The 18,533-nt window shown below is 63.8% G+C and carries 12 protein-coding genes; 10 read left to right on the top strand and 2 right to left on the bottom strand.

Features of this window, described 5'->3' with window-relative positions; all coding sequences use genetic code 11:
* The first annotated feature begins 42 nt into the window (after positions 1 to 42).
* From F6X42_RS06010 to F6X42_RS06040, 7 genes are all read left to right on the top strand, one after another.
* A complete protein-coding gene (locus F6X42_RS06010; protein WP_187633324.1) occupies positions 43 to 627 on the top strand; it encodes a cytochrome b in 585 nt (194 codons plus the stop codon).
* Positions 624 to 1,658 carry an alpha/beta fold hydrolase gene (locus F6X42_RS06015; RefSeq protein ID WP_187633325.1) on the top strand — a complete coding sequence of 345 codons (1,035 nt, stop codon included), beginning with the start codon at positions 624 to 626 and terminating at the stop codon, positions 1,656 to 1,658. Before F6X42_RS06010 ends, F6X42_RS06015 begins: the two co-directional genes overlap by 4 nt.
* Positions 1,655 to 2,569 (top strand): pyrroloquinoline quinone biosynthesis protein PqqB, encoded by a 915-nt coding sequence (gene pqqB / locus F6X42_RS06020; protein WP_187633326.1) that lies wholly within the window; start codon positions 1,655 to 1,657, stop codon positions 2,567 to 2,569. Before F6X42_RS06015 ends, pqqB begins: the two co-directional genes overlap by 4 nt.
* A 75-nt stretch (positions 2,570 to 2,644) precedes the next feature.
* Positions 2,645 to 3,403 carry a pyrroloquinoline-quinone synthase PqqC gene (gene pqqC / locus F6X42_RS06025; RefSeq protein WP_187633497.1) on the top strand — a complete coding sequence of 253 codons (759 nt, stop codon included), beginning with the start codon at positions 2,645 to 2,647 and terminating at the stop codon, positions 3,401 to 3,403.
* Complete coding sequence (gene pqqD, locus F6X42_RS06030) at positions 3,400 to 3,678, top strand: pyrroloquinoline quinone biosynthesis peptide chaperone PqqD (protein ID WP_187633327.1); 279 nt, start codon at positions 3,400 to 3,402, stop codon at positions 3,676 to 3,678. The genes pqqC and pqqD overlap by 4 nt, the downstream gene beginning before the upstream one ends.
* A 4-nt stretch (positions 3,679 to 3,682) precedes the next feature.
* A complete protein-coding gene (gene pqqE / locus F6X42_RS06035; RefSeq protein ID WP_187633328.1) occupies positions 3,683 to 4,939 on the top strand; it encodes a pyrroloquinoline quinone biosynthesis protein PqqE in 1,257 nt (418 codons plus the stop codon).
* A complete protein-coding gene (locus tag F6X42_RS06040) occupies positions 4,936 to 5,598 on the top strand; it encodes a response regulator (protein WP_187633329.1) in 663 nt (220 codons plus the stop codon). Before pqqE ends, F6X42_RS06040 begins: the two co-directional genes overlap by 4 nt.
* Here F6X42_RS06040 and F6X42_RS06045 read toward each other — a convergent pair.
* A complete protein-coding gene (locus F6X42_RS06045) occupies positions 5,568 to 6,563 on the bottom strand; it encodes a histidine kinase (protein WP_187633330.1) in 996 nt (331 codons plus the stop codon). The genes F6X42_RS06040 and F6X42_RS06045 overlap by 31 nt on opposite strands.
* 186 nt (positions 6,564 to 6,749) lie before the next feature.
* Between F6X42_RS06045 and F6X42_RS06050 the strand changes: the two genes are divergently transcribed.
* Positions 6,750 to 9,125, top strand: a complete 2,376-nt coding sequence (locus F6X42_RS06050) for a TonB-dependent receptor (protein WP_376776329.1) — start codon at positions 6,750 to 6,752, stop codon at positions 9,123 to 9,125.
* A 458-nt stretch (positions 9,126 to 9,583) separates the two neighbouring features.
* Here F6X42_RS06050 and F6X42_RS06055 read toward each other — a convergent pair whose 3' ends face one another.
* On the bottom strand, positions 9,584 to 9,883 hold the full coding sequence (locus F6X42_RS06055) for a hypothetical protein (RefSeq protein WP_187633503.1): 300 nt from the start codon (positions 9,881 to 9,883) through the stop codon (positions 9,584 to 9,586).
* Between F6X42_RS06055 and F6X42_RS06060 the strand changes: the two genes are divergently transcribed.
* Together F6X42_RS06060 and F6X42_RS06065 are read left to right on the top strand one after the other, a co-directional pair.
* Complete coding sequence (locus F6X42_RS06060) at positions 9,776 to 18,262, top strand: hemagglutinin repeat-containing protein (RefSeq protein WP_187633332.1); 8,487 nt, start codon at positions 9,776 to 9,778, stop codon at positions 18,260 to 18,262. The two genes, F6X42_RS06055 and F6X42_RS06060, sit on opposite strands and share 108 nt — an antisense overlap.
* Complete coding sequence (locus F6X42_RS06065) at positions 18,259 to 18,516, top strand: hypothetical protein (protein WP_187633504.1); 258 nt, start codon at positions 18,259 to 18,261, stop codon at positions 18,514 to 18,516. The genes F6X42_RS06060 and F6X42_RS06065 overlap by 4 nt, the downstream gene beginning before the upstream one ends.
* Positions 18,517 to 18,533 lie beyond the last annotated feature (17 nt).

Here is an 18,533-nt window from a genome sequence, read left to right on the forward strand (position 1 = left end):
ATCAACAGACATCCCGCAACGATGTTGCATGGAGACAGGGGCATGACGACAGCGGATTCTGCCAACGCGAAGCCTGATATCGACGCCGACGCAGCCGCCAGTGCGGGCGGCCCGCGCTATGCCGGGCTGCTGATCGCGTTGCATTGGCTGATCGCGCTCGGCATCGTCGGGCTGCTCGCGCTCGGGCTTTATATGGTCGGATTGCCGAAGGGCTTGCCTGTCAAGGCGACGCTGATCAATCTGCACAAGTCGCTCGGACTGACGGTTTTCCTGCTGGTGCTTTTGCGCATCGTCGCGCGGCTGGTCCTTCACCGGCCTCCGCTGCCGCCGATGCCACCGTGGCAACGCGCCGCCGCGCGCACTACGCAGGGTCTTTTATATGTCGGCATGGTGGCGATGCCGCTTGCCGGGTATCTCGGCTCGTCGTTCAACACCTACGGCACGCGCTTCTGGGGCATCCTGCTGCCGAAGTGGGGCTGGGACGACGCGCATCTGCGCGCGCTGTTCTTCGGCCTTCACCACGCCATCGGCTTCGCGCTGATCGCGCTGATCGTGCTGCACGTGGCGGGCGCGTTCAAGCATCAGTGGATCGATCGCGACAACCTGCTTGCGAGGATGCTGCCATGACGACACGCAGCGCATTGCACCGCATGCAAGCAGCCACTGCGCTCGAAGCGCATACACTGCGCACGCGCGACGGTCATCGCGTGTGGTATGCACTCGCCGGCGCGCGCGACGGCGTGCCGGTCGCGGTGCTGCACGGCGGCCCGGGCAGCGGTAGTCAGCCCGGCGTGCTGCGGCTCTTCGATCTGCAGCGCTTTCGCGTCGTGCTGATCGACCAGCGCGGCACCGGTGCATCGACGCCGCACGGCAGCGTGCGCCACAACCGCACCGACTATCTGATCGCCGATCTCGAAGCGATTCGCGCGCGGCTCGGCTTCGCGCGCTGGGGCGTGCTCGGCGGATCGTGGGGCGCGGCGCTCGCGCTCGCGTATGCGGGCCAGTGTCCGCAGTCGGTGGCGGGCGTCGTGCTGCGCGGCCTGTTTCTGACGTCCGCGCGCGAAGTACGCGGTTTGTTCATCACTTCGCGCAAGCGTGCGCCGCGCGCATGGTCGAGACTGCGTGCCGCTGCCTGCTGTGAGCAACCCGCGACGCTGGCCGCGCGTTGCGCCACCCACTTGCAATATGGCGCGAACGAAGCGCGGCAACGCGCGCTCGCGCTAGCCTGGCGCGGCTATGAAAACGCGGTGCTCGCGAGCGCATCGCCGGGTGGCGCCGCACAACAACGTGCGAACCCGCGAAACACGCGCGACTCGCACCGCCACGCCCGCAAGCTGATCGGCAAATACCGGATTCAGGCGCACTACTTCGCGCATCGCTGCTGGCTCGGCGAAACGCGTTTGCTGTCGTTCGCGCGCCGCGCGGCCGCGGCCGGCGTGCCGATCGCGGCCGTGCATGGCTCGCGCGATCCGGTGTGTCCGCGCGGCAATCCGCGGCGCCTGTCGCGCGCGGTTCCGTCCACGCGCGTCGAGTATGTGAGCGAGGCGGGTCATCTGGCGAGCGACCCCGCGCTGCACGCGCGCGTCGCGCACGTGCTCGCAGCGATGTTCATTCCCACCGTCGATGAGGGGCGCAGCAGCCTGCGTCGCGCGGCATGAAGATCAAGGTGCTCGGCTCGTCGGCGGGTGGCGGCTTTCCGCAGTGGAACTGCAATTGCGGCAATTGCGACGGCGTGCGTCGCGGCACGGTGAAGGCGACGCGCCGCACGCAATCGTCGATCGCGCTCAGCGCGAACGGCGAGGACTGGCTGCTCGTCAACGCGTCGCCCGATCTGCTCGCGCAGATTGCCGCGCTTGCCGAGCTGCAGCCGGCTCGGCGCGCGCGCGACAGCGGGATTGCCGCGGTGCTCGTGATCGACGCGCAGATCGACCATGTGACCGGCCTCTTGATGCTGCGCGAACGCGACACGCCGCTGCCGCTGTATGCGACCGATGCGGTCTGGCAAGACCTGCGCTCCGGCTTTCCGGTCGCGCCGATCCTGTCGCACTACTGCGGTGTCGAGCATCGCCGTATCGCGCTCGACGGCGCGCCGCTCGCGCTCGACGCGCTGCCCGGCATCCGCATCGACGCGTTGCCGCTATCGAGCAAGGCGCCGCCGTACTCGCCGCATCGCGACGCGCCGCAGCGCGGCGACAACATCGGGCTCACGCTGACGAACCTGCAATCGGGCCGGCGCGTGTTCTACGCGCCGGGGCTCGGCGCGATCGAGCCGCACGTGCTGGCGGCGATGCGCGAGGCCGATCTGCTGCTCGTCGACGGCACGCTATGGACTGACGACGAAATGATCCGCCTCGGCCTGTCGAAGAAGACGGCGGCGGATATGGGCCATCTACCGCAGAGCGGCGCGGGCGGCATGATCGAAACACTCGATTCGCTCGGCGCGAAGCGCAAGGTGCTGATCCATATCAACAACACGAATCCGATCCTGATCGAAGACGGCCCCGAGCGGCGCATGCTAGGCGAGCACGGTATCGAGGTCGCGTACGACGGAATGAGCTTCGAGCTTTGAAGTGCGCGGTGAAGAGTACAGAGACAGATGCGGTAACGAGGCGCGGCTGTGAACGACGACAAAACCGGAGACGGCATGAACGCGAAAGACCTTCAGCACACGATACCGACACGCGACGCGACTACACCCCAAACGCAAGGCACCGACCTGCCTGCCTGGAGCCGTGAAGAATTCGAGGCGCAGTTGCGCGCGAAGGGTACCGCCTATCACATCCACCACCCGTTCAACGTGAAGATGAATAGCGGCGGCTGCTCGCGCGAGCAGATTCGCGGCTGGGTCGCGAACCGCTTCTACTATCAGATCAACATTCCGCTGAAGGATGCGGCCGTGCTGTCGAACTGCCCGGACCGCGAGACGCGCCGGCGCTGGGTGCTGCGCATTCTCGATCACGACGGCTACGACGGCGCGGAAGGCGGCATCGAAACCTGGGCACGTCTCGCGGACGCGGTCGGCTTGACGCGCGACGAACTGTGGTCGCTCGAACACGTGACGCCGGGCGTGCGCTTCGCCGTCGACGCGTATGTGAATTTCGCGCGTCGCGCGCCGTGGCAGGAAGCGGTGTGCTCGTCGCTGACCGAGATGTTCGCGCCGCAGGTGCATCGCGACCGGCTCGCGAGCTGGCCCGAGCACTATCCGTGGATCGAACCCGAGGGCCTCGCGTATTTCCGTTCGCGCATCTCACTCGCGCAGCGCGATGTGCAGCACGGACTCGAGGTCACGCTTGCCCATTTCACGCGACGCGATCAGCAGGAACGGGCGCTCGACATCCTGCAGTTCAAGCTCGACATTCTGTGGACCATGCTCGACGCGATCGAGAAGGCGTTTCCGCAATGAACGACTCGACACGCGCCGACCCCGCCACGCCGCTCGCGATTGCGAAGCCATTCCGCCTGCAATGGGAGCCCGCGCAGAACGCGCACGTGCTGCTGTACCCCGAGGGCATGGTGAAGCTCAATCAAAGCGCTGGGGAAATCCTCAAGCGCTGCGACGGCACACGCGACATCGATACGCTGATCGCCGAACTCGAACGCGCGTTCAACACGACCGGCATCGGCAGCGAGGTGCGGGCCTTCATCGCCGACGCGCATGGGCGCGGCTGGCTGGAGTAGCGCGATGACCGATCTCTCCCAACCAGGTTCCCAACCAGGCTCGCAAGCCGGCGCGCAGCCGCAGACCAGCGTGGCGAGCGCGGTGCCGCCGCCGCTGTGGCTGCTCGCGGAGCTGACCTATCGCTGTCCGCTGCACTGCGCGTTCTGCTACAACCCGCTCGACTACACCGACCACAGCCGCGAACTGACCACCCGGCAATGGCTCGACGTGCTGCGCGAGGCGCGCGCGCTCGGCGCGGTGCAGCTCGGCTTTTCGGGCGGCGAGCCGCTGGTGCGCGACGACGTCGAAGTGCTCGTCGAAGAAGCGCACAGACTCGGCTTCTACACGAACCTGATCACGTCGGGCGTCGGTCTCACCGATCAGCGCCTCGGCGATCTGAAGGCCGCCGGGCTCGATCACATCCAGCTATCGTTCCAGGATTCGACGCAGCAGTTGAACGACTTCCTGAGCAGCACGCGCACGTTCGAACTGAAACAACGCGTCGCCGTCGCGCTCAAACAGCACGGCTTTCCGATGGTGATGAACTGCGTGCTGCATCGCTACAACCTGCCGCACGTCGACAAGATCATCGACATGGCACTGGCTCTCGGCGCCGAATATCTGGAGCTTGCGAACACGCAATACTACGGCTGGGCGCGCGCGAACCAGGCGCAACTGATGCCGACGCGCGAGCAGCTCGAAGAAGCCGAGGCGGTGGTCGCGCGCTATCGCCGCACGCATGGCGAGCGCTGCAAGATCTTCTTCGTCGTGCCCGACTACTTCGAGCGGCGTCCGAAGCGCTGCATGAACGGCTGGGGCGCGGTGTTTCTCGGCGTCGCGCCCGACGGCGCCGCGCTGCCGTGCCACGCGGCGCGCGGCCTGCCCGGCCTGACGCTGCCGAACGTGAAGGACATGCCGTTGCGCGACATCTGGTACGACAGCGACGCGTTCAACCGCTTTCGCGGCTTGCACTGGATGAAGGAGCCGTGCCGCAGCTGCGACGAAAAGGAACGCGACCTCGGCGGCTGCCGCTGCCAGGCCTTCCTGCTCACCGGCGACGCGGCCAACGCCGACCCCGTCTGCGACAAATCGCCGTTTCACGAAAGCGTGATCAAGATCGTTCAGCGCGCGGCATCGGCATCGGAAACCGAGGCGAGCGCAGCGGCCCGCGAACAGACGATCCTGTTCCGCAATGACGCGAACTCGCGCAAGTTCGCGGCGGCGGCCCGCGAGCCTGACCCCTGCGGCGATGACCGGGCCTCACCCGGAACCCCATCATGAGTGCCGACACCATCTCCGTTCTACTCGTCGACGACCATGCGGTCGTGCGCGAAGGCTACCGGCGTCTGCTCGAACTGAACGCCGACGTCGAGGTATGCGGCGAAGCGGGCGACGCCGCGCAGGCCTACCAGCGTTTTTGCGCGCTGCGGCCCGACGCGGTCGTGATGGACGTATCGCTGCCGGGCGCAAGCGGCATCGAGGCGATGCGGCGGATGCTCGCGCGCGAGCCGGACGCGCGCGTGCTGATCTTCAGCGCGCATGAGGAATCGATCTTCGTGCGGCGCGCGCTCGATGCCGGCGCGCTCGGCTACGTGACCAAGGCGAGCGCGCCCGACGTGCTGGTCGAAGCGGTGCGCTCGATTGCGCGGCGCGCCGGCTATCTGAGCCCGGACATCTCGCAGGCGCTCGCGCTTCGCACCGCGTTCAACGAAGGGCCGCCGGGGCGTCAGTTGTCGGCGCGCGAGTTCGAGGTGCTGCGGCTGCTGGTGCAAGGCTATACGCTGCCGAGCATCGCCGAAAAGCTGGGCCTGAGTCAGAAGACGGTGGCCAACCACCAGTCGGTGATCCGGCAGAAGTTCGGCGCCGACAACGGCGTGCAGCTCGCACAGATGGCAAGCCGCCTCGGACTTCAGTTCACGGGCTCGGCCAGTCCCGCGTGAGCGGGCACCCGCGCGCAGAACAGAAACCCGCCTTGCGGCTCGCTCGCGACGTGAAACTCGCCGCCGAGCGCCTCGACGCGTTCACGCATGCCGATCAGCCCGAGCCCGCTGCGCGGCTTCGTCAGATCGGTGCCGGGGCCGTCGTCGGCCATCGTCACGACGATCTCGTCGATCTGCGTGCCGTTGTGTTCGCGTGGTGCGCGCACCATGAACAGTTCGACGCGCGCGCGGCGCGCGAACTTCGACACGTTCGTCAGTCCTTCCTGCACCAGCCGATACAGCGTGATCGTCAGCGCATCGCTGAGGCCGCTGAAATCGCCTTCGACCGTCACCGAGAACGACGCGTCGGGCAAGCGCTCGCGCCAGCCGTCGACGCAATGTTCGAGTGCGCTCGGCAGGCCGAATTCGTCGAGACCGATCGGCCGCAGCCGGCGGATCATGCCGCCGATCTCGCGATACACATGCGTCGCGCTCTGCATCAGCCCAAGCGCGATGCGATGAATCTCCGGCTCGCGCTCGCCCGATAGATCGCGGATGCGCGCCGCGTCGAGCGAGATCGCGTTCAGGTATTGGCCCAGCTCGTCGTGCAGCTCGCGCGCCATATGGCGGCGCTCCTGTTCCTGCGCCTGCAGCGCCTGACTAGCGAGGCGCCGGTTGTCGGCGAGCAGCCGTTCGGCCTGTTCCTCCAGCATGCGGCGCTGGCGCACTTCGCGGCGCGCATCGCGATAGCGGCGCCGCGCGAACCACGCCAGCGCGATCGACAGCACGAATAGCGTGCCCGGCAACTCGTCGAGCTGGAAGCGCTCCATGCCGCGCGTGAACCGGTAGGCTTTCTCGCTGACATCGAACGCGGCGCCGAGTACCGCCGCGAGCACGGTCACGCCGACGACCCAGCCGACATCGCGCCAGATCGGCGACGGCGGCGGGCGGCCAGCGGAAGAGGAATGGATCGGTTCGCTTGACATGACGCTTGCATTCTACTCAGCGCCGGCACGCGCAGCGGGTTTTGCGCGGGTTTTGGGAACGCTTCCCTGGCAGATCGGGAAAAGCTCCCGCGCGGCTTACAGACGCGTATGCGAAGCTTTGCAGCAACCTCAAACAATTAGCGACACGCGCACCGATCAAGCCGGCGGGAGACAACAACGATGAGCATGCGATCACAAGCACGCCGCAAACGCCGGCTTCAGCGGCGCGTCGGCATTACGTTTTGCGTCGGCATTACGTTTTGCGTCGGCGGTGCGCTCGCGGGTCTGTCCACGAGCGTATGGGCGCAGACCGAGCCGCCGGTCGCGGCGTCGGCGCCAGGCTCCGCGTCTTCCGCCGCAGCAGGGAACGACGCCAACAGCAACACGACACCCGCCACGACGCTCGCGCCGATCGTCGTCGTAGGCACCACGCCGCTGCTCGGCATCGGCACGCCGCTCACGCAGGTGCCGGCCAACGTGCAGACGGTCCACGCGGCCGATATCGAACGGCAGCACCGCCAGACGCTCAGCGATTTCCTCGCGGCGAATCTGCCGAGCGTCACCCTCTCCGATGCGCAGGGCAACCCGTATCAGATGAACCTGTTCTATCGCGGCTTTACCGCGTCGCCGCTGCTGGGCACACCGCAGGGCTTGTCGGTTTTCGTCGACGGCGTGCGCGTGAACGAGCCGTTCGGCGACGTCGTGAACTGGGATCTGCTGCCGCAACAGGCGATCGACACGATGCAGCTGATTCCCGGCTCGAACCCGGCTTTCGGCTTCAACACGCTCGGCGGCGCGCTGTCGATCACGACGAAAAACGGCAAGGACAACCCGGTCGGCGAGGCCGAAATCCAGGGCGGCTCGTGGGGACGCAAGGCCGCACAGATCGAACAAGGCGGCACGATCGGCCAGAACCTCGACTACTACTTCACCGCCAACGCCGCGAACGACAACGGCTGGGCCGAGCAGAACGAGAGCCGCATTCGCCAGGTGTTCGGCAAGCTGCGCTATACCGATGCCGACACGACACTGTCGTTGTCGGCCGGCGGCGCGGACAACGATCTGCACGGCGCGCAAACCATTCCGCGCTCGTTCCTCAATAACCCGAGGCAACCGTACACGTATCCGGACCAGAATCAGAACAGCGCCGGCTACCTGACGCTGTCGGGCGATCATGACTTCAACGACAACGTCGAGCTGAGCGGTAACGCGTACTACCGGCACTTTCGCAATGCCAACACCAGCAGCAACGTCAACAACGACTACGGCAAGATCAACGCAGACGGCAGCGTCGACACGTTGCAGGCGACCAACCTGCAGTCCACCGTGACGACCGACAGCTACGGCGCGAGTCTGCAACTGACGCTGCTCGGCAAGCTCGGCGGCATGCAGAACCAGTTCATCGCGGGCATGGCCGTCGATGCCGCCGATTCGCGCTTCACGCAGTCGTCGCAGGACGCGGCGTTCACCGATTCGCGCGCGACGGTCGGCATCGGCAATTTCGCGCAGCAAACCGACGCGAACACGCACAACACGAACTACGGCATCTACCTGACGGACACGCTGTCGCTGACACCGCAGTGGTCGCTGACGCTGTCGGGCCGCTACAACTGGGCCGATGCGACGATCGGCGACGAAACCGGCACGCAGCCGCAGCTCGACGGCCACCATACGTTCTCGCGCTTCAATCCGGCGGTCGGCATCAACTGGAATCCGACGCCGGCGCTCACCGCGTACGCGACCTACAACGAGGGCATGCGCTCGCCGACCGCGATCGAACTGGCCTGCGCCGATCCGAACGCACCGTGTTCGCTGCCGAACAACTTCATCTCCGATCCGTCGTTGCAGCCGGTCATTTCGAAGACTTATGAAGTCGGCGCGCGCGGCAGGATCGGCGGCAACACGACATGGAGCGCGGCTGCCTACAGCACGACGCTCGACAACGACATCGAGTTCATCAGCAGCAACGGCGCGGGCAGTTCGCGGGGCTTTTTCCAGAACGTCCGGCGCACGCGCCGGCAAGGCGTCGAACTGGCTGCGCAGACCCGGTATGGTCCATTCACCGTGACCGGCAGCTATAGCTATGTCGACGCGACTTATCAGTCGACGTGGCTCGAGAGCAGCCCCAGCAACTCGAGCGCCGACGCGAACGGCAACATCACCGTGCGGCCCGGCGATCACATTCCCGGCATTCCGGCGACGACCGTCAAGCTGCGGCTCGATTACGCGGCCACCGCGAAATGGCGAATCGGCACGAACCTGACGTGGCGCGGCAGCATCTACGCGCAGGGCGACGAGAACAACCAGGACGTGAACGGCAAGATCTCCGGCTATCTGCTGATCGATATGGACACCACGTACCAGCTGACGAAACAGTTGCAGGTGTTCGCATCGGTGTCGAACCTGCTCGACAAGCGCTACGCGAGCTTCGGCGCGCTCGGGGAGAACTTCTTTACCGGGCCCGGCAATACGTTCAACGGCGGCACGGCGGTCAACGAGCAGTTCGTCGGGCCGGGGGCGCCGAGGGGGTTTTGGGTGGGGATGAGGTATGCGTGGAAGTAGTGGCGCTTGGCGGGGCGGATCATATTGAAGCGCGGCGGCCGGGCGCCGCCCTGTTTCACTTCGTGGAAGCTGTCATGAGCACGCCGAACCGTCACGACATTATCCAGCCTGATTCGTTGGTCGAGACCATTGCGCGCATTCGTGTCAAGCGGGGTTGCGCCCGTTAGTGATTAGCACTCTATCGAGGCGGGCGAGAACGGTGATGCAACCCACACCCCGGTTTCATCCTGTTTCTGTTGTTCCATTTGACCGCTTCTGATTCTCCTGAAAACACCCGACGAATTAACCATCTGAAGGAGTCTCGGTCAACAGCTTTAATTTAAGATAGATCCGTTTTGACAAGCATTGACAATAAACGTTAAAAAAAGTGGCAGACTTGTAACTCCTGGCTTTACCACGACGAAACACTAACCGGTTCTGTCAGCATTCCAATGAAGGCGGCTTGATTGCCGCCTTTTTCAATTGCGCAGCGAGAAGCAGACGTTTATTCGTTTGCATATTGGGTCCGCACATATTGGCGCCTTGCGTCCATCAGACAATTCCTGTTTTTGATTTCTGTTGTTGCTTCGCACTGCATTGACAATTTTTAACTTACCCGAGCGGTGGAATGAGGTATTTTTCGGCAGGTTAAAAAAAATACGCTTCGCAGAATGAATAAGAACATGTTCAGGCTGGTTTTCAGCCGGTGCCGGAGTATGCTCGTCGCTGTTGCGGAAACCGCCATTGCCCACGGCAACGCAAGTCAGGGCGAGACCCATTCATCGGCCTCACGGCGCCCGATCACACTGTTCGCCATGCGTCACGCAGCTTTCACCGCGCTGGTGCTGTGCGGTCTCGCCCCTGTTCTCGCTGATGCGCAGATCGTGCCCTCGGGCGCGCACGCGCCGAATGTCATCCAGACGCGCAATGGCCTGCCGCAGGTCGATATCAACAAGGCGTCGAATGCGGGTGTTTCGGTTAATACGTATTCGCAGTTCGATGTGCAGAAAAACGGCGCGATCCTGAACAACTCGCCCGTTATCACGAACACGCAACTCGCGGGACAGGTGAGTGGTAACCCGAATCTTTCGCCAGGCCAGTCCGCGCGGATCATTCTCAACCAGGTCAACAGCAATTCGCCCAGCCAGTTGCGCGGCTATCTCGAAGTGGCGGGCAACAGGGCCGAAGTCGTCGTGGCAAACGGTTCCGGGATCGTGGTCGATGGCGGCGGCTTCATCAATACCACGCGCGGCATTCTCACCACCGGTACGCCGATGCTCGACGCGGGCGGCAACCTGAGCGGTTTTAACGTAACTGGCGGCATGATTACCGTCCAGGGCGCGGGCCTGGACGCGACCAATATTGATCAGGTCGACCTGATCTCCCGCGCGGTGGAGGCTAACGCGGCCATCCGTGCCAACGGCCTGAATGTTATCGCCGGCGCGAATCAGGTCAGTCACGATACGCTTGCGGCCACCCCTATTGCGGGCGATGGTCCCGCGCCGGGCGTGTCTATCGACGTGAGCCAGCTTGGCGGCATGTACGCCAACCGTATCCTGCTGGTGGGCACCGAGAACGGTGTCGGCGTATCGAATGCGGGCGTCATCGCCGCCCAGGCGGGCGACCTGACGCTCACGACGCAGGGCAGGCTGGTTCTCACCGGCAAGACAACCGCGAGCGGCAATCTTGCGGTGTCAGCGGCGGGCGATGTGGACAACAGCGGCTCAACCTACGCGCAGCAGAACCTGACCATCAGTGCGGGGAACGTCACGTCAACCGGCACCCTCGGTGCGGGCATCAATGCGGATGGCAGCGTTGGCCAGAGCGGCGATCTCAACCTGAGCGCGGCAGATACCCTTTCCGCGACCGGCCAGAACATCGCGGGTGGCAATGCCACGCTTAAGGGCAACAACGTAACGCTTACGGGCAGCCAGAGCGCTGCTAACGGCGCGCTCACTATTTCCGCCGCGCAGACGCTTGACACCAGTGCGGCGACGCTCAACGCGACGCAGCTATCGCTGGCGGCAGCGAACCTCACCAACCACGGCGGCACCCTCACGCAGACCGGCACCGGGCCGACAACCGTCAATGTGTCCGGTACGTTCGACAACACGAACGGATCGCTGGCGACAAACAGTTCCAGCCTCACGCTCACGCCCGCTGCGCTCATCAACGACGGCGGCAGGATCACGGATTCCGGGACCGGCACCCTGTACGTTGCCACCGGTTCGCTGTCGAACAACACGGGCACCATCGCCACGAATGGCTCACTGGACGTCCACGGGGGTGTGGTATCGAACCGGGGCGGGACGCTGGCGGGGCAATCGTCCGTGACGTTTCAGGTGGCCTCGCTCGATAACCGCGCAGGCGGCTATGTCGGCGCACGCGACGTATCGATAAGCGGCACGGGCACACTGAACAACGAGGGCGGCACGGTGCAGGCCGACGACGTGCTTGACGTGTCAGCGCAGAGCGTTGTGAACGATGGCGGCACGATTGCGAACGGCGGCACCGGGGCTACGACGGTGAGCGCGAGCGGTGCACTCACGAACACCGGCAACGGACTGATCGGCGGCAACGGTGACGTGTCCGTCGCGGGAGGCAGCGTCAACAATGCGGGCGGCACGCTCACCGCGTCCGGCGCGACAACTGTCCAGTCCGGCAGCACGCTCGACAATTCAGCGGGTCTGATCCAGGGCAACGGCAGTGTATCGGCCGCGGCATCCGGCGCGCTCGTCAATACCGGCGGCCAGATCGAATCGGACGGCGCGGGTACGACATTGCAGGTGTCGGGCGCATCGGTGGACAACACGAATGGCCGTATCGCAAATGTCGGCACAGGCGCGACGACCATTAGCGCGGCAACCATCACGAACGCCAACACGGGCGGCTTGAGCGGCGCTGGTACGATTGGCGGCAACGGTGACGTGACTGTGAACGCGCAGACGCTGTCGAACACGGACGGCGCACAAATTGTGTCAGGTCACGACCTGACGCTTGACGCGACGCAGTCGGTGAGTAACACGGGCGGCACACTCTCGGGTGCGAATAACCTCACGCTCGACCAGGCAGGCGCGACGGTCGTGAACCAGAATGGTTCGATCCACGCCAACGGTGCGCTCGGTCTGAACGTGGCGACGCTCGACAACACGTCGGGACGGATCGGCAATGACAACGGTAGCGGTGGCAGCGTTGCCATCACGGCTGGCACGCTGGCCAACAAGGGCGGCGCAATCGGTAGCGACCAAGACCTGAGCGTCGCGACGAATCAGCTGACCGGTGACGGCCGCATCGTGGCGGGCCGCGACGGCGCAGTAACCATCAATGGCGACTACACGTTCGACACCGCCAACCTGATCCAGGCGAATCACGATCTGAGCTTCACCACACCAGGCAGCTTCACGAACCAGGGGACGCTCGCCGCGGTCAACGCGCTGACGGTCAATGCGGCGAACGTGGACAACCAGGCGGGCGCGGACCTCAATTCGGCCAGCACCACCGTCAACGCGGCGAACGCGATCACCAATGAAGGCCGCATCGAAGGCGACACCGTTACGACGAATAGCGCCACTCTGGCCAACACCGCCACCATCATTGGCAATACCGTCACGGCGAACGCCAGCCAGTCCATTGTGAACACCGGCCCCGCCGCCATCATGGCCGCCGCTTCGCAACTGAACCTGTACTCGCCCGGCGATATCTCGAACACGCGCGGCGCGAACCTGTTCAGCCTGGACGATATCAACATCGCCGCCAACGCGACGCGCGACGGTAACGGTCTGCTCGCGAACCGTAGTGATTCAGTCACCAACGACCAGTCCACCATCGAGGCGCAAGGCAACATCGAAGTCGCGACGCAGACGCTGACGAACTCGCGGCCCGCGCCCACGGTTAAGACGGTGACAACCGATGTCGAGACTAAACACCAGACCAAGCGCGACAAGTACATCATCTGTCCGACCGGTGGTTCGATTCCGGCCTGCTCCAATCCCACCTGGAGCGATGACTACAAGAATCCGCTCGACGCAACGTTCAGCGCCTCGCAGATCGTGTCGCAGACCTCGGGGCCGAATGCGACCGACAACGTGCTGGTCGTCAACGTCAACGGCCAGCAACAGACGATCTGGTACAACACACTGACGAAGAACGCTGACGGTTCAGTCACCGTCAACTACTGGGACGACTACGACCCGAACATCAACTACCTGCCGTCGACCGAATACCCGACGTTCAGCGGTGGACATAATGGTTATCAGGTCGTCGAGGTCGCGAGAGACACGACGACCACCACGCAGCAGGACCAGGTAACCGGTCCGCAGGCCCAGCAGGCGCAACTGCTGGCGGGCGGCAACCTGACGCTGGCGAACGTCGGCACGCTCAACAACAGCTATAGTGCGATCGCAGCGGGCGGCTCGATCCAGGTCGGCGCCAGCCAGCAGGACGGCGAGATTGCCAACGGCAGCGGCAATTACGGCGGCACGCTGGTGAACAATACCGGACAGACGCTGTACCAGTACCAGCGCCAGGACATCGTTTCCACCTATGCGTGGAACGTGGACACCAGCCAGGACCGGCAGACGGTGACGGAACCGTCAATCGTCCTGACGCCTGTGGCGATCGGTGGCACGGGCGGCACGATCATCGCGAATAACGCGGTCCAGATCAGCGGCACCGACATCAACAATACGAATGTTGCAGCGGCGAATTCGGCCACGGGCGCGACAGGCGGCACGCTCGGCGCGAATCAGGCGCTGACGGGCCAGCAGGCCAAGGCCCCACAGACGGTCGCGAGCAGCACCGGCGCGCTGAACGTCACGTTGCCAAAGAGTGGTCTTTACACGTATCAGACCGCGCCCGGCGCATCGTATCTGGTGGTGACCGACCCTCGCCTGACCAGCTACACCAGCTTCATTTCCAGCGACTACATGCTGCAGCAGCTCGGCCTGAACCCGCAGACCGTGGAGAAGCGCCTGGGCGACGGCATGTACGAAGAGCAGCTTGTACGCGAGCAGATCACCCAACTGACGGGCCGCGTCTACCTTCAGGGCTACACGAACAACCTGGACGAATATCAGGCGCTGATGACGAACGGCGTGAACGTGGCGCAGCAGTTCGGGCTCGAACCGGGCATTGCGCTGACGGCTGCGCAGATGGACGCGCTGACGAGCGATATCGTGTGGCTGGTCAACCAGACCGTCACGCTGCCCAATGGCAGCACGCAGCAGGTACTCGCGCCCGTTGTCTACCTCGCGCAGACCCATGCGAACGACCTGCAACCGACCGGCGCGCTGATTTCCGCCGAAGACGTCGAGATTCATGCGACCGGCAGCGCCACGAACAGCGGCGTGATCAAAGGCGGTACGCAGACGGTCGTCAGCGCCACCGATATCCTGAACCGTGGCGGCACCATCGGCAGCAGCGGGACGAACGGCACCACGGTCGTGGCCGCGACGAACGATGTGGTCAATGCGTCCGGGATGATTAGCGGCAACCGCGTTGCGGTGCTGGCGGGCAACAACATCATCAATACGACGCTGGTCGACACGGTGGGCGCCAGCAACGCGACCAGCGACAGCAGGATGAACACCACGCTGCTTGGCGCACAAGGCACGATTGCCTCGACCGGCGACATGGTGATTGCAGCGGGCAATGACCTGACCATGCACGGCGCGAATATCACCGCAGGCGGTGACGCGCAGATCACGGCGGGACATGACATCACGGTTGACGCGGTGCAGTCCACAACGTCGCAGTCCGGGATGCAGAACCCGCAGCATCATTGGGATGCGAGCAGCACGGTCAACGAGACGGGGGCGATCACGGCAGGCGGCAGTCTTGCGATGCAGAGCGGCAACGACACGACGCTCAGGGGCGCGACCGTTGCGGCGGGCGCCGACATGGCGGTGGTCGCAGGCGGCAACCTGACGGCTACCACGGTCACGAACACTGCCACTTTCAACAACGTTGCAACGGACGGTCCCTCCCGCAAGGAGGTTGACCATACGTACGATCAGCAGGCGGTCGGCACGACGTTTACTGCAGGCGGCAATGCGACGCTTGGCGCGGTCAGCACGGACACCAGCAAGGGCAATGTGACGCTGACCGGATCGACACTCGCGGCGGGTACGGGGGCAGCGACGATTGCGGCAAGCGGCGACGTCACGCTGAACGAAGCCCGCGAGGAACATGACAGCTACGTGGCGACCGAATCGAAGCGCGGTAGCGCATTTCACGGCTCGACCACGGACACGACACAGAACACGCAGGCAAATATCGGCGTGGCAAGTATAGTGGCAGGCGATACCGTCAACATCAGCGCGGGCAAGGACCTGACCGTGAAAGGCTCGACGGTGGCAGGCACGAACGACGTGAATCTCGGAGCGGCTGGCAACGTCAACATTACGACCTCGCAGGATACGCAGACTACGTCCACGTACTACCAGAAACATGAGTCGGGATTCGGTACGAGCGGCGGCGTCGGTATCTCGGTCGGCAGCAAGACGCAGACCGATACCACCAACACGTCGCAGGTGACGAACACGGGCAGCACAGTTGGCTCGCTCGCGGGCAATCTGAGCATCGCCGCGGGCAATGATCTGCATGTGACAGGCAGTGATCTCATTGCTGCGAAGAACGTCACCGGTACGGGCGCGAACGTGATCATCGACGCCGCCACCGACACCACGCACTATGACGAGTCGCATGCGGTCAAACAGAGCGGGTTCACTCTTGCCGTGAAAGCGCCGGTAATCGATGCCATATCGAATGCGGTTGACCAGACACATGCCGCCAGCAACAGCAAGGATGATCGGGCGGCGGCATTGCACGGCATGGCGGCAGCGAGCGCGGCGCGGGACGCGAATATGGCCGCCGGCGGCCTGGCCAGCGATCTTGCGACGGGCACCACGCCTCAGATGAAGGTCGAACTCAGTTTCGGCTCCAGTAGCTCGACAAGCACCTACGCGGAGGACTCCACCACAACCGTAGGGTCGAACGTGACGGCTGGCGGAACAGCGGCGTTTGTCGCAACGGGTAACGCCACGCCCGGCAGCGGCAACGTGACCATCGCCGGTTCGAACGTGAATGCCAGCGACGTGATTCTCGCGGCGCAGAATCAGGTGAATCTCGTCAATACGACCGACACCGATTCGACGCGCAGCACGAACCAGTCGAGCAGCGGCAGCGTCGGCATATCCTATGGCAGCAGCGGTTTCGGCGTCGATGCCGCCATGTCGAAGGCGCACGGCGACGGCAATACCGATGCGGCCACGCAGAACAACACGCATGTGACGGCCGCTAATACGGCGACAATCATTTCGGGCGGCGATACGAACATCATCGGGTCCAACGTGAGCGGCCAGCAGGTGAATGCCAGCGTTGGCGGTAATCTCAATATCGCAAGCGTACAGGACACGATGACGAGCGCCGCGCATCAGGAAAGTACTGGCGGCGGATTCAGCATCAGCCAGGGCGGCGGGAGTGCGAGCTTCAGTCACACCGACGCGAACGCGAGCGGCAGCTATGCGGGTGTCAATGAACAGGCTGGAATCTCGGCCGGTGACGGCGGATTCAACATCAGTGTCGTGGGTAACACCGACCTCAAGGGCGGCCTGATCGCCAGCGAGGCCGATCCGTCGAAAAACACGCTTTCGACGGGTACGCTGACGTTCTCTGACGTTCAGAATTCATCCAGTTATGACGCACATTCCAGCGGAATCGGCGGGGGCATCACGGCGGGCGATGGTGGCGCGAACTACAGCACGCACGGCAGCACGTCAGGCATCAACGGGGGCGGCGTCGCGCCGATGCTAAGCCAGAACGACAGCGGCAGCGACAGCGCGACGACGAAAAGCGCGATCAGCGCGGGAACGATCATCACGACCGATGCGGCGAAGCAGACCCAGGACATTGCAGGTTTGAACCGGGACACATCGAACACGAACGGCACGGTAGCAAAGCTGCCGGACGTCAATGCTCTGCTTGACCGACAGTCCGACATGATGGCGGCGGCGAGCGCAGCGGGCGAAGCCGTTTCCCGGCGGATTGGCGACTATGCGAAAACGAAGTATGACGAGGCAGCCGCCGCAGGCGATCAGGCAAGCATGGACGCGTGGAAGGAAGGCGGCACAGATCGCGCGATGATGCAGGCGGCGGGCGCGGCCCTTGTGACCGGCCTGGCAGGTGGCAATGCCATCGGTGGCGCTGCCGGCGCTGCGATTGCGTCGATTGCGGCCGGACAGTTGAACAACCTGAGCGATGCAATTGCCGGTTCGAATCCGACTGGCAATGCCTCAATGAACATAGCCCTCGGGAACATCGTGGCCAATGCGATTGCCACGGGCGCAGGCGCGGCGGTGGGCGGCAACGCAGGTGCAGTCTCAGGGTACAACGTGGACCGGTTTAATCGGCAACTGCACCCTGAAGAAAAGACCCTCGCGAAGCAACTCGCGGATAAGAGCGGCGGCAAGTACACTGAAGCACAGATCGAAGACCAGATGCGAATCATGGGGGTGACGGCAAATGGTACCTACGAAACGGGCACAGCTACCACGTTAATAGGACAAGTCCCCACTGATTCGGGAGCTCAGTGGATCGGGGCTCCCGCAACGAGTGACGGACAGACGGTTCTCACGCAGAAGACTGCGCAAGCAGATTCGCAATTGCAGTCGTACATTCTTGCGAACTACAACTCTGCGTCGCCGGGTGGCGTGCCGAGTCAGTACACGTATGATCTTTCATCGGGCGGCGGCGCGTTGAACGTGACTGGACCTTTTACCAAATTCGATCAGAGCGATGTGGCGTTCATGCGTAACACGACGGCAGATGCGGCTGGAATGATCTCGACCAACGCGGGGCGCGTTGGGGCAGCAGCAGCGGCAGCGGGTGCGATTCCCTCACCTTACGCTCCTCTCTTTAATGCCGCAGCGTTTGGTTCAACGGTGACCGGTTGGCTCGCAGACGGGATTACACAAGTAGCGCGCCCCGACCCTGGCTCATACGTTACTGGGGGGATAGTTGATTTGACCTTGGGCGGAATATCGAACAAATATCCTTTGGCGGGTCCTGGCTTAACTGAGCTAGGAACTTGGTTAAAGGGGACTGGCGGTGTTACGGATGCCGCATCGAAACTGAACAGTGCCGTTGGGGCAAAAAAATGAAAATCATTGAAAACGGAAATTTCTCGTCGTGGTTCAGAATACTGTTATGGGCTGCTGGCATTACGATTAGCGTTGCGTCGTACAGACTTCTTTCTGGCATGTCCATGTTCGTCGGTGTGACGGTCGGAATGATTGTACTCGCGACCGGAACCTACGCAGAGAGAGCGAATTTATTGCGTTTGAAACCCTTTGACAACAGCTACAAGAAAGCACGCGATAGCTACAAGACGAAGGACGACAAACAGGACGAATGAATCGTTAAGGCAGCCGC

The organism is Paraburkholderia podalyriae, assembly GCF_014397785.1.
Classification (GTDB): Bacteria; Pseudomonadota; Gammaproteobacteria; order Burkholderiales; family Burkholderiaceae; genus Paraburkholderia; species Paraburkholderia podalyriae.